The sequence below is a fragment of the Xanthomonas translucens pv. cerealis genome (assembly GCF_006838285.1).
GTDB lineage: Bacteria > Pseudomonadota > Gammaproteobacteria > Xanthomonadales > Xanthomonadaceae > Xanthomonas_A > Xanthomonas_A cerealis.
The window spans coordinates 4,377,794-4,390,283 of record NZ_CP038228.1 but is presented as its reverse complement, the minus strand read 5'-3'; the positions used below and the strand labels follow the sequence as shown (position 1 = coordinate 4,390,283).

The window sequence follows — 12,490 nt, the reverse complement described above, 5'->3', positions numbered from 1 at the left end:
GTCTTGGCGACCTTCCTGTTCCTGCTCGACCTGCTCGGCACCTTCGTGTTCGCGATCAGCGGCGCCACCGTCGGCGTGCGCCACCGCCTGGACCTGTTCGGCGTGCTGGTGCTGTCGTGCGCGGCCGCGGTCTCCGGCGGCATCGCCCGCGACGTGCTGATCGGTGCCACCCCGCCGGCCGCGCTCGGCGATGCGCGCTACCTCGGCGTTGCCTGCCTGGCCGGGCTGCTGACCTTCTACAGCCACAACACGGTCGAGCGCCTGCGCAACCCGGTGCAACTCTTCGACGCGCTCGGTCTAGCGCTGTTCGCGGTGTACGGCACCAGCAAGGCGCTGGCGTTCGGCCTGGGTCCGCTCAGCGCGACCCTGCTCGGCATGCTCAGCGGCATCGGCGGCGGCATCGTCCGCGATCTGCTGGTGGTACGCACGCCGGTGGTGCTGCAGGCCGAGCTGTACGCGGTGGCGGCCTTGCTCGGCGGCGGCGTGGTCGCCGCGGCGCATGCGTTGCACCTGCCGCAGCCATGGGGCCTGGCGATCGGCGCCACGCTGTGCTTCGGCCTGCGCTTCATGGCGATCCGCTACGGCTGGCATCTGCCGGTGGCGCGGCCGCCGCCGGAGCCGTGACCGTCAACGCGCGGGTCCGCACCGCGGCTCCGCATGCATTGGCGCAACGAAAAAGGCCCGGAAAACCGGGCCTTCTTGCTTGGCGGATCGATCGTCCGCAACTGGGCGCAACCCTCACGCCACGAACAACGCCTTCATCTTCTTCAGCGCGTTGGCTTCGATCTGGCGGATGCGCTCGGCGGACACGCCGTACTCGTCGGCCAGCTCCTGCAGCGTGATCTTGCTGTCGGCATCCAGCCAGCGGCGCTTGATGATGTCGCGCGAACGCGCATCCAGCTCGGCCAGGCCTTCGCGCAGCAGCTGCAGCTGGTTGTCTTCGCTGTCGGCACGCTCGTAGACCTGGGAAGGATCTTCCTCGGCGGCCGTCAGGTAGGCAGCCGGCGACGGCGGCGCGTGGTCGTCGTCGTCGTCGGACGGCGCATCGAAGCCAATGTCGCGACCGGACAGGCGCGACTCCATCTCCAGCACCTCGCGCTCGGACACATTGAGGTCCTTGGCGACCGCGGTCACTTCCGCCGCGTTCATCCAGCCCAGGCGGGTCTTGGACTTGCGCAGATTGAAGAACAGCTTGCGCTGCGCCTTGGTCGTGGCGACCTTGACGATGCGCCAATTCTTCAGGATGTACTCGTGCATTTCGGCACGGATCCAGTGCACCGCGAAGCTGACCAAGCGCACGCCCATTTCCGGGTCGAAGCGCTTGACCGCCTTCATCAGGCCGATGTTGCCTTCCTGGATCAGGTCGCCCAGCGGCAAGCCGTAGCCGTTGTAACCGCGGGCCACGTGGACCACGAAGCGCAGATGCGAATGGACCAGCTCGCGCGCCGCATCCAGGTCTTCCTGGTCGCGATAACGCACCGCCAGCGCGCGCTCCTCTTCGGAGGTCAGCACCGGGATCTGGTGCACGGCGCCGATATAGGCATCCAGCGAACCGAGCGGACTGGGGATCGGAAGATTGTTGGCCACCAGCGCGGTGGCAGGGATGGTCTGGCTCATAGGGCTCATCTTAGCAGTCAACTAACTAGACTGCTGGGTACAGTAAAAAGTTCCTGCGTTCTATTCATGCAACATTCGCCCCAGAGAATGGACTGTGACAGAAGCCACTGGAACACTGAGGAAAGCAGGCGTAACCGGTTACGAGCACCAAAACTAGCACCAGTCCTGCGAAATTTGCGTAGACGCGACGCACCTTGGACGCCGCCGTCGAATCACGGTTCAGCCGCCGCCCGCGGCCGCATCCAGCGCCGCGCGCGGCGGCAGGCTCCAGTCGATCGGCGCGGCGCCGCAGCGGCGCAGGTAGTCGTTGGCCGCCGAGAAGTGCTTGCAGCCCAGAAAGCCGCGGTGCGCCGACAACGGCGAGGGATGCGGCGCCTTCAGCACGCGGTGGCGGCGGGTGTCGATGACCTTGCCCTTGGCCTGGGCGTAGCTGCCCCACAGCAGGAACACCAGGCCTTCGCGCTCGCGGTTCAAGGTTTCCACCACATGATCGGTGAAGCCTTCCCAGCCCTTGCCCTGATGCGCACCGGCGCGGCCTTCCTCGACCGTCAGCACCGCATTGAGCAGCAGCACGCCGCGCTGCGCCCACGGCAGCAGGCAACCGTGATCGGGACGGCGGATGCCCAGGTCGTCCTCGATCTCCTTGTAGATGTTCAGCAGCGACGGCGGCACCGGCACCCCGGGCAGCACCGAGAAGCACAGCCCGTGCGCCTGGCCGTAGCCGTGGTACGGATCCTGACCGAGAATCACCACCTCGACCTGCGCGAACGGGGTCGCGTCGAACGCGGCGAAGATCTGCCGCCCGGGCGGGAAGATGCGTGCGCCGGCGGCCTTGCGCTGGCGCAGGAACGCGGCCAGTTCGCGCATCTCCGGGCGCAGCAGCCAGTCGCCGATCTGCGCCTTCCACGAGGGTTCCAGTTGTATCCGGGTGTCGTCTTCGTTGCTCATGCAGGTTCGGCAGATCGATCGGTCACAGGATCACGGCAGTGTCGTTGAGCTTGGCCAGGCGCAGCTGGAACAGCACCTTGGTGACCAGCAGGCGCTCCTCGATCGGCTTTTGCACCAGATCGTTGGCGCCGGCGCGCAGCAGCTCGGACTGGTTGTGCGGATTGCTGTCACCGGTCATCACCAGCACCGGCATGCGCCGCTTGCCGTAGGCAAAGTCGATGCGGATGCGCTGCACCACGTCGCGGCCATTGAGTTCGCCCTTCAGGGTGACATCGGTCAGCACCAGGTCGATGCGGCGGGTGGTGCGGCCCAGCGATTCGGCGGTCAGCAGCGCGAACGCGTCCTCGGCGGTCAGCACGTGCACCACGCGCAGTTCCTGGCGCTCAAGCATGCGCTTGGTCGCCTCGGCCACCACGCGGCTGTCCTCGACGTAGAGGATGGTAGCGCCGGCCACCGGCTGCGGCTGCACGTAGCCGCGGATGAAGGTCGCCAGCGCCTCGTGGCCCAGCGCCTTGTCGAAATAGTCGGTGACGTATTCGGTGAAGCGGCGTTCGACCAGGTGCTGCTGCGCGTCGCCGGAAACCACGATCACCGGCACGTAGGCCTGGCCGGCGGCCTCGCGCACGCTGCGTGCCAGGGCCAAGCCGTCGCCGTCGGGCAGCGCCAGCGAGGTGGTGACCAGGTTCACCGGGCCGGCCTGCAGCGCCCCGCGCGCCTCGGCGATGCTGGCGCAGCCGACCACTTCCACGTCCGGCAGTTCGCGGTGCAGCACGTCGGCGATCAGCTTGCGCACCAGCTTGGAGCCGTCCACGACCATCACCCGCGGGGCGTCGCTGATCAGGTGCTTGAGCTCGTGCCGGGACATGTGCGCCTCAGGTATCGGTGGGACGCGTCTGGCGCAGGAAGTGGCCGGTCACCAGCCAGGCGCCGAGCCAGCCCAGCAACAGGGTGCCGAGCAACACGAACCCCGAGTGCAAGGCGTCCAGCCCGAGCAGCGCGAAATGGCTGCCGTAGCTGTCGGCCAGTTCCGCCAGCGGCGGCCCCAGCGCCAGCCCGGACGCGGCGATCAGGCCCAGCGCCAGCACCCCGGCGCCGAAGCCGTACCAGGCGCCCAGGTACAGGAACGGGCGGCGGATGAAACCGTCGCTGGCACCGAGCAACTGCAGCACGCCGATTTCCTCGCGCCGCGACTGGATGTCCAGGCGCACGGTGTTGCCGACCACCAAGGCCGCGCCGGCGCCGAGCAGCACCGACAGCACCTGCACCAGGCGCTCGCCGAAGCGCAGCCAGCCGTCCAGGCGCTTGCGCCACAGCGCGTCGTGCTGGACCAGGTCGGCCTGCGGCAGCGCGCTCAGCGCCGCCGCCAGCTGCGCGTCGTCGGCCGCGGCCGGGGTAACGATCAGCAGGGTCGGCAGCGGGTTGTCGTCGAGCGCGTCCAGCGCATCGCCGAGCCCGGCGCTGTCGCGCAGTTCGGCCATGCCCTGTTCGGGCGTGCGCAGCGCCACCGCGGCGACGTCGGGGCGGCCGCGTAAGGTCGCGGCCAGCGCATTGGCCGCGGCGGCATCGACCCCGGTCTTCAGGAACACATTGATGTCGCGCGACTGCTGCACGTTGCCGGCGAACTGCTTGAGGTTGTCCAGCGCGATCGACAGCCCCAACGGTAGCGCCAAAGCCAGCGCCATCACTGCCATCGTCAGCAGCGTCGCCCACGGCTTGCGCATGGCCCGGCCGAGGCTGTAGACGATGCTGTGCAAGTGGTGGTCCCACCACACGCCCAGGCGCGAGGGCGCGGCGCCGCCGCCGGCATTGCGTGTACTCATTCGGCCAGGTCCTGTGGAGAGATGTCGTCGGCCAGGCGGCCGTGGTCCAGGATCAGCACGCGCTTGCGCATCTGCTTGAGCAGCGCCAGGTCGTGGCTGACCACCAGCACGCTGGTGCCGCGCGCCGGCAATTCGGCGAACAGCTGCATGATCTCGGCGGCCAGGGTCGGGTCGAGGTTGCCGGTGGGTTCGTCGGCGACCAGCAAGCGCGGCTCGGCGACCATCGCCCGGGCGATGCCCACGCGTTGCTGCTCGCCGGCCGACAGCTGCGACGGCAGCGCCTTCTCGCGATGGCCCAGGGCCATCCGCTCCAGCATCGAGCGCACGCGCTTGCCGATCTCGGCGCGGCGGGTGCCGCGCAGGATCAGCGGCAGCGCCACGTTCTCGGCGATGCTGCGGTCCATCAGCAGGCGGTGGTCCTGGTACACGACGCCGACCTCGCGCCGGTGCAGCGGCACGCGCCGCCCGCGCACCTTCAGCAGGTTGCGCTCGCCGAACAGCACCGCCCCGCGCGACGGACGCTCGCTGAGATGGATCAATTTGAGCAAGGTGCTCTTGCCCGCCCCGGAATGGCCGGTGACGAACAGCATCTCGCCCTCCTCCACCTGGAAGCTGACATCCACCAGGGCCTCGTGGCCACCGGCGTACTGTTTGCTGACATTGTCGAACCGCAGAACGCTCATCCGGCGATTATGCCGGAGCGGCCCGGGTTTTCGTCCACCGTGCGCGCGCCACGAACGGTGGAGCGCCGGTTCAGGAGCTGGAAACCAGCGAACGCAGCTTGCGGCCGAGGCGGGTCAGGAACGAATCGTTCGCTGCGGCGGCCGGCGCGGCGCCACGCTCGCCCTGGCGCGCGGCCTTGACCTGCACCGGCTTGGTCGGCGCGTCGCTGCTCGCGACGGCGGCAGCGCCCTCGGCGCCTTCGGCACCTTCCAGCGGACGGCCGCCGCGGCGACGCCGGCGCTTGCGCGGCGGGCGCTCGGCGTCCGTCGCAGGCGCGCCTTCGGCGGCCGCGCGGGCCGGCTTGGGCATGGGCGCCGCGGCCGCTGGCGCGGCTTCGGTGGCGAACGCCGCGGGCGCGGCGGCGACAGCTCCGGTCGCTACCCCGGCATCGGCTTCGGCCGGACGCGGGGTGCGCGGGCGCCGCGGCTTACCGTCGGCAGCACGCGCTTCGCGGCGGCCGCCGGCACCGCCGCCCGGGCCGCTACGGCCAGCGCCGGGCTTGCCGCGGCTGCCGCCGCCGCCGCGACGCTGTTCGTCGGCCTCGCGCTGCGCACGCGCCTCGCGGAAGATGTCGCCGATGCTTTCGTCGGCATCCGCATCGACCTCGACCGCTTCGCCTTCGACCACCGCACGCGGGGTGCGCGGCAGCGCAACCAGCAGTTCGGCGGTGACCGGCTCGACCGGGATCTTCTGCTCGATGTAGGCCTCGATGTCCGGCAGGCTCATCGCATAGCGCTCGCAGGCGAAGCTGATCGCGTCGCCTTCCTCGCCCAGCCGCGCGGTGCGGCCGATGCGGTGCACGTAATCCTCGGCGTCGAACGGCAGGTCGTAGTTGTAGACGTACTTGACGCCATCGATGTGCAGGCCGCGCGCGGCCACGTCGGTGGCGACCAGGATCTCCAGCTGACCCTTCTGGAAGCGGTTGAGCAGGGTCTCGCGCTTCTTCTGCGGCACGTCGCCGGACAGCACGCCGACCCGGTAGCCATTGCGCTCCAGCGAACGCGCCACGCGTTCGACGAAGGCCTTGGTGTTGACGAACACCATGGTGCGCGCGCCCTCGCTGCGCGACAGCAGGCCCAGCAGCAGGGTCAGCTTCTCCTCGTCGGAGGGGAAGTAGATGCGCTGGCGCACGCGCGCGGCGGTGATGCTCTCGGTCTCGACCACGAGCTTTTCCGGCTCGTTCATGTGTTCGTAGGCCAGTTCCAGCACGCGGTGGCTGAGCGTGGCCGAGAACAGCAGGGTCTGCCGGGTGCCGCGCTCGGGCATGCGCCGCAGCAGGAAGCGGATGTCCTTGATGAAGCCCAGGTCGAACATGCGATCGGCTTCATCGAGCACGCAGATCTCGCATGCGTGCAGCGACACCACTTTGTGTTGCTTGACGTAGTCGATCAGCCGGCCCGGGGTGGCGATGATCACGTCCACGCCCTGCTGCAGCAGTTCGCGCTGCTTGTCGTAGTCCACGCCGCCGTAGACCAGCGCGAAGCGCAGGCCCAGGTCGGCGCCGAACTTGACCGCGTCCTTGTGGATCTGGATCGCCAGTTCGCGGGTCGGAGCCAGGATCAACGCGCGCGGATCCTCGGGCTTGCGGTCGGCCAACGCCGGGCGGCTGAGCAGGCGGTTCATCACCGTCACCAGGAACGCCAGGGTCTTGCCGGTACCGGTCTGGGCCTGGCCGGCCACGTCGCGGCCCGGCAGGGCCACCGGCAGGGTCAGCGCCTGGATCGGCGTGCAGCGGGTGAAACCAGCGCCTTCGAGGCCGGCCAGCAGCGCCGGTTGCAGCTCGAACGCGGAAAAAGTCACATCGGTCAGCGGTTTGTCGCTCATCATTCCATCTTCGTCAGGCCACCCCGCCCGAAGCGTAAGGTCGCGGCTTGCATCGGCCCCGACAGCGTCGCACACTGGCGACTTCCATGCCGGGTCGCGCGACAGGGGGAATCCCTTGATTTCGCCGCGCAATGCCCCAGTTTACCGCAATGCGGCGGCCACCCGGTCCGGCCGGTCGCATTGGCCCAGGAGATACCCCCAAGTGAGCGATAAGGTCCTACACGTCGGCGACGCCGATTTCGATACCGCCGTGCTGCAATCCGGCGAGCCGGTCCTGGTGGACTTCTGGGCGGAATGGTGCGGCCCGTGCAAGATGATCGCCCCGGTGCTGGACGACCTGGCCGACACCTACGACGGCAAGCTCAAGGTGGCCAAGGTCAACGTGGACGAGAACCGCGCCACCGCGATCAAGTACCACGTGCGCTCGATCCCGATGCTACTGCTGTTCAAGGATGGCAAGGTCCAGGCCACCCAGATCGGCGCGGTCGGCAAGGGCCAGCTGACCCAGATGATCGACAAGACCCTCGGCGGCGCCGCGGCCTGAGTCTGTCGCTGGCCGTTCCGGAGCGGAGCGGCCGCTTTGTCAAAGGCCGCGGCATGATGCCGGCCGGCTGAATCGCCCCGTAACGCCTGCTTGCCGTGGTTGCGCGGCGATGATAGTGTCAGTGCATCCGGTGGCATTCGCGCACCGCACCCCCTCTGGAAGATTCTCTTCTAGACCCCTTCCCAACCCGTTTGCCCCCACGCTGGGCGCTCGCACTCATAGCGAGGAATGACCACTTGTCCGATCACACCACCACCGAACCCGGGAGCGTCGATGCCCCCGCCGAGAAGCGCGCGCGCAAGCCGCGTGTCAGCAAGCCTGTCACCGGCGCTGAAGGCGGAGCGGAGCATGGCGCACCTGCGCAGCCGAACCTGCCGTTGAACCCGGTTCCGGCCCAGGCCGACGTGCCCCGCGCCGCACCCCAGCAGGAACGGCAGGAACGCGCCGCGCCGCAGGAACACGCGCAGGCCGCATCGCAGCAGCCCCAGCCCCAGTCCCAGTCCCAGTCCCAGCACGCTCCCGCTTCCGGCGGCGATGCCCAGGGCCAGGGCGGCGGCAACCAGAACGACGGCGGCGAGCCGCGCGAAGGCGGCAACCCGCGCTTCAACAACCAGAATCCGCAGAACCAGAACAACCAGAACAACCAGCAGGGCAATCGCCGCGACCGCTTCCGCAATCGCCGCGATCGTGGTGGCGGTGGCGGCGGTCGCTTCCCGGACAACGGCCTGCCCAACGACAGCGGCGCCAACGAAGTGTTCGTGCCGCGTCCGCACGCCAACGTGCCGGAAGGCTTCCCGATCTACTCGCTGAGCGACCTGAAGCGGATGCCGGCGCAGAAGCTGCTGGACATCGCCGAGCAGCTCAACATCCAGGACGGCGTGGCCCGCGCGCGCAAGCAGGACGTGATCTTCGCGCTGCTGAAGGTGCTGACCCGCCACGGCGAAGGCGTCGCCGCCGACGGCGTGCTGGAAATCCTGCCGGACGGCTTCGGCTTCCTGCGCGCGGCCGAGGCCAGCTACCTGGCCGGCCCGGACGACACCTACATCTCGCCCAGCCAGATCCGCCGCTTCAACCTGCGCACCGGCGACCACCTGTCCGGACGCATCCGCTTCCCGAAGGACGGCGAACGCTACTTCGCGCTGTCGATCGTCGACACGATCAACGGCGAGCCGCTGGAAGCGAGCAAGAACAAGGTGCTGTTCGAGAACCTGACCGCGCTGTTCCCGCGCAAGCGCTTCACCCTGGAACGCGGCAACGGTTCCTCCGAAGACATCTCCGGGCGCATCCTCGATCTGATGGCACCGCAGGGCAAGGGCCAGCGCGCGCTGATCGTGTCCCCGCCCAAGGCCGGCAAGACCATGCTGATGCAGCAGGTGGCCACGGCGATCACCACCAACCATCCCGACGTGCACATGATCGTGCTGCTGATCGACGAGCGGCCGGAAGAAGTGACCGAAATGCAGCGCACCGTGCGCGGCGAAGTCATCTCCTCCACCTTCGACGAGCCGGCCGCGCGCCACGTGCAGGTCGCCGAGATGGTGATTGAGCGCGCCAAGCGCCTGGTCGAGCACAAGAAGGACGTGGTGATCCTACTCGACTCCATCACTCGCCTGGCCCGCGCCTACAACAACGTGGTGCCGTCCTCCGGCAAGGTGCTCAGCGGCGGCGTGGACGCCAATGCGCTGCACCGCCCGAAGCGCTTCTTCGGCGCGGCCCGTAACGTCGAGGAAGGCGGCTCGCTGACCATCATCGCCACGGCGCTGGTGGAAACCGGCAGCAAGATGGATGAGGTGATCTACGAAGAGTTCAAGGGCACCGGCAACAGCGAAGTGCACCTGAACCGCCGGATCGCCGAAAAGCGGGTGTACCCGGCGATCGACATCAACCGTTCCGGCACCCGTCGCGAAGATCTGTTGATCGAGCCGGAGCTGCTGCAGAAGATCTGGATCCTGCGCAAGCTGCTGCATCCGATGGATGAGATCGCGGCGATGGAGTTCCTGCTGGACAAGATGAAGAATACCAAGTCCAACGACGAGTTCTTCGGGTCGATGAAGCGCTGACGGCAGCGCTGGCCGCAAACGAAAAACGCCCCGCATCGCGGGGCGTTTTTCGTTTGCGGCGCTGCCGCGTGCGCGCAGGCAGTGCGGCTGCGCTCAGCTGCCCTGCAACGGCGTCAGCAGGCGCGGGCCGTTGTTGTCGACCATGTACACGCCGCCGGCCGACAGCGTGTCCGGCGAGAAGCCCGACGCGTCCTCGCCGGCGTCCCACGGCGCACGCACGCGCGGACCGGGGACATAGCTGATCCAGTGCCCGTAGCTGCTCTCCATGCCTTGGTTGGGCTGGTCGCGCAGCGAATAGTTGACCGGGACGCGCACCGCCCAGTATGGCGCCGACACGTCCTTGCCTTCGCTCGGCGGACGGAACCTCCACTTGCGCGCCGCCGCCAGTGCGCTCCTGGCGAAGATCTCGCGCAACTTCTGCATCTCGCTTTCCGAGGCCACGATGCGCAGGTTGACCTGCTCGACCGCGGCATCGGCGACACTGCCGTCGCGCGCCACCTTGAGCACCAGGTACGCCGAGCCGGAGGCGCCAGCCCGGTACGCCGCTTCCGGATACGCCGGCGGCGGCGTCCTGATCGAGGTCACCGCGCGCGGATCCTTGGGATCGTAGGCGGCGAAGCTGGCATGGCGGATCTCCACCTGATAACTGTCGCCCTGCTGGCGCTTGGCCACGAGACGCAGCGTCACCGGTGTGCGCGCCGGCACCGGCTTGCCGTCGCGCAGTGCCGGCTCGAACGTCCACCGCTGCACCGACTCGCGCACGAAGCCGAGCACGCCCTCGGGCAGCTTGTCTGCGTGATCGATCGCCAGCGCCGACACCGCGCCGTCGGGCTCGATGTCGATCTTGCCGGTCACCAGCAGGCTGCTTTCGACCTGCTTGCGCACCGCGCCCGGCCCGGTGCCGGTGCCGGTGGCGAACGCGGTGGTGGCGAGCAACGCCAACAGCAGACCGCCCCAACGCCACGTCGAGAGTCCTGATTTGCGATGCATTGCGCTGTCCTTGCATGGATGAGTTGCCGATTACAGCGCAGCCGGTCGAGCGGCACAAGTCAGGCCAGGCGCAGCGACTCCGGGTAAGGCGGCGCGTCCGGGTAGTCGTCCTCGCGCAGCCGCGCCTGCAGCGCGCGCCACCATTGCGGGTCGAACAGTTCGCCATGCGCGCGCTTGACCGCCTCCAGCGACGCGGCAGGCAAGCCCATGAACAGCGCGAAGCGCTCAGGGAATACGTCGCGCGCGGCGACGTGGAACCAGGGTTCGGCGGACATGGCTTCCTCGTCGTTGCGCGGCTGCGGCCAGTCGCGGAAGGTGCAGTCGGTGACCAGGCACAGTTCGTCGTAGTCGTAGAACACCGCGCGCCCCTGCCGCGATACGCCGAAGTTCTTCAGCAGCATGTCGCCGGGAAAGATGTTGTTGCGCGCCATGTCCTTGATCGCCTGCGCGTAGTCCAGCGCCGCCTCGCGCGCCGCCTCGGCGGTCTGCTCGCGCAGGTACAGGTTCAGCGGGCGCAGCCGCCGCTGCACGTAGCACAGCTCGAAGATCAGGTCCTCGCCGTCCTCGCGCAGGCTGCGCGCGCAGCCCTGCAGCAGTTCGGCGAGCAGCGCCGGGGCGAAGCGCGCGCGCGGGAAACGCAGCGAACGGTAGGGCTGCGCGTCGAGCAGGCGGCCGACCCGGTCGAGGTTGAACACCAGCGCGTACTTGTCCTCGACCTGTTCGCGGCTCATCGTCTTCGGATAGGCGAAGCGGTCGCGGATCAGCTTGAACACCAGCGGGTAGCTGGGCAGGGTGAACACCGCCATGACCATGCCCGGCGTGCCGTCGGCATGCACCAGCTGCTCGTTGGGCTGGGACTGGAAGTGGCGGAAGAAGGTGCGGAAGCGCTCGGTCTTGCCCTGCTTGGCGCGGCCGAGCATCGTGTACAGCTCGTCGATCGGCTTGTGCGGCAGCAGGCTGCGCAGGAACACCACCGCGTCGCCGACGGTGGGCAGGTCGGCCTGGAAATAGCTGCGCGAGATGCCGAACAATTGCGCCACGTCGTTGCGCCGGGTCAGCACCGCTTCGGCGCGCAGGCCATCGGCATCGTTGACCAGCGCGATCACGCACGGCGAGAAGCGATGCTCGCCGAACACGCGGCCGACCAGGTAGGCGCGGCGCTCGCGATAGAACACCGTCTCCAGCAGTTCGATGCCACGCACCGGGTGCTCGCCCCAGTGCGCCAGGTCGTCCTGCAGGCGCACCGCGATGGCCGCGGCGCAGCGCGTGCGGTGCGCGTACGGCACGTCGAAGGGATAGTCGCCGAGCACGCGCACGAAGGCGTCCACCGGCCGCGTCTCGGAGACCGCGTAGTTGTGCCGCGCCACCGGGTGGGTGATCGCATCGGTCGGTTCGATGTCCAGCGCCACGAATTCGATCCGCGTATCCACGCCCTGGGTGCGGAAGAAGCGCCGGGTCAGCGTGTTGTAGAAGGTCTTGTACAGCTCCTGGTCGATCAGCCCGTGCAGTTGCGCGGCGAAGCTGTCGCGCACCTGCGCCCACAGCGTGCGGTCGTAGGTCTGCCCGAGCAACAGCGTGCGCAGGCGCAGCATGCACTCGCCGATGCACTGGTCGTACAGCGCGATGCGCTCGACCGCATCGTTGCGCGCGGCGTTCCAGTCGCGGCTCTCGAAGCGGCGGCGGGCGCGGCCGCTGATCTGCGCGAAGCGCGCGTGGTAGTCCTCGAACGCGTCGCGGATGCTGCGCGCCACGGCGTCGGCGCTGGGTTCGGCGGGCATGGGCGGTGCGGGCGTGTCGGGCATGGCCGCAGTCTACCCGCGTGCGCTGCGGCGCTTGCGCGGGCCGGCGCGGTCGGCGCCTACATCTGCATATTGTCGCGGCGCGGAACGAACGGCTGCAGGGCCGATGCAGTCCCATCATCGAGATGGCCCTGGCCGACGCCCGCGTTCGGCACGGCAAACGTG

General features: G+C 68.7%; 11 protein-coding genes. 3 read left to right on the top strand and 8 right to left on the bottom strand.

Features of this window, described 5'->3' with window-relative positions; translation table 11 throughout:
• The first annotated feature begins 3 nt into the window (after positions 1-3).
• Positions 4-624, top strand: a complete 621-nt coding sequence (locus tag E4A48_RS19390) for a trimeric intracellular cation channel family protein (protein WP_058196896.1) — start codon at positions 4-6, stop codon at positions 622-624.
• A gap of 114 nt (positions 625-738) precedes the next feature.
• On the opposite strand, the gene rpoH is transcribed toward E4A48_RS19390, so the two are convergent.
• The 6 genes from rpoH to rhlB form a co-directional block, all read right to left on the bottom strand.
• Positions 739-1,617 carry an RNA polymerase sigma factor RpoH gene (gene rpoH, locus E4A48_RS19385; RefSeq protein ID WP_039006198.1) on the bottom strand — a complete coding sequence of 293 codons (879 nt, stop codon included), beginning with the start codon at positions 1,615-1,617 and terminating at the stop codon, positions 739-741.
• 219 nt (positions 1,618-1,836) lie between these two features.
• Positions 1,837-2,565 carry a uracil-DNA glycosylase gene (gene ung, locus E4A48_RS19380; protein ID WP_039006199.1) on the bottom strand — a complete coding sequence of 243 codons (729 nt, stop codon included), beginning with the start codon at positions 2,563-2,565 and terminating at the stop codon, positions 1,837-1,839.
• A gap of 22 nt (positions 2,566-2,587) precedes the next feature.
• Positions 2,588-3,430, bottom strand: a complete 843-nt coding sequence (locus E4A48_RS19375) for a response regulator (protein ID WP_039006200.1) — start codon at positions 3,428-3,430, stop codon at positions 2,588-2,590.
• Between the two features lie 7 nt (positions 3,431-3,437).
• Entirely contained in the window at positions 3,438-4,385 is a 948-nt protein-coding gene (gene ftsX, locus E4A48_RS19370; protein WP_058196895.1) for a permease-like cell division protein FtsX, read from the bottom strand.
• Positions 4,382-5,068, bottom strand: a complete 687-nt coding sequence (gene ftsE / locus E4A48_RS19365; protein WP_039006202.1) for a cell division ATP-binding protein FtsE — start codon at positions 5,066-5,068, stop codon at positions 4,382-4,384. The genes ftsX and ftsE overlap by 4 nt, the downstream gene beginning before the upstream one ends.
• Before the next feature lie 70 nt (positions 5,069-5,138).
• The gene (rhlB, locus tag E4A48_RS19360) at positions 5,139-6,932 is read right to left on the bottom strand and encodes an ATP-dependent RNA helicase RhlB (protein WP_039006203.1); all 1,794 of its coding nucleotides are present in this window, start codon (positions 6,930-6,932) and stop codon (positions 5,139-5,141) included.
• Between the two features lie 202 nt (positions 6,933-7,134).
• Between rhlB and trxA the strand changes: the two genes are divergently transcribed.
• Both trxA and rho read left to right on the top strand, forming a co-directional pair.
• Positions 7,135-7,476, top strand: coding sequence for a thioredoxin TrxA (trxA, locus tag E4A48_RS19355; RefSeq protein WP_003465432.1), 342 nt, complete (start codon positions 7,135-7,137; stop codon positions 7,474-7,476).
• 236 nt (positions 7,477-7,712) lie between these two features.
• Positions 7,713-9,536, top strand: coding sequence for a transcription termination factor Rho (gene rho, locus E4A48_RS19350; RefSeq protein ID WP_142742995.1), 1,824 nt, complete (start codon positions 7,713-7,715; stop codon positions 9,534-9,536).
• Between the two features lie 93 nt (positions 9,537-9,629).
• Here the strand turns inward: rho and E4A48_RS19345 are convergent, their stop codons facing one another.
• Together E4A48_RS19345 and aceK are read right to left on the bottom strand one after the other, a co-directional pair.
• On the bottom strand, positions 9,630-10,526 hold the full coding sequence (locus tag E4A48_RS19345; RefSeq protein WP_039006205.1) for an energy transducer TonB: 897 nt from the start codon (positions 10,524-10,526) through the stop codon (positions 9,630-9,632).
• A 59-nt stretch (positions 10,527-10,585) separates the two neighbouring features.
• Positions 10,586-12,328 carry a bifunctional isocitrate dehydrogenase kinase/phosphatase gene (aceK, locus tag E4A48_RS19340; protein ID WP_142742994.1) on the bottom strand — a complete coding sequence of 581 codons (1,743 nt, stop codon included), beginning with the start codon at positions 12,326-12,328 and terminating at the stop codon, positions 10,586-10,588.
• Positions 12,329-12,490: the final 162 nt, after the last annotated feature.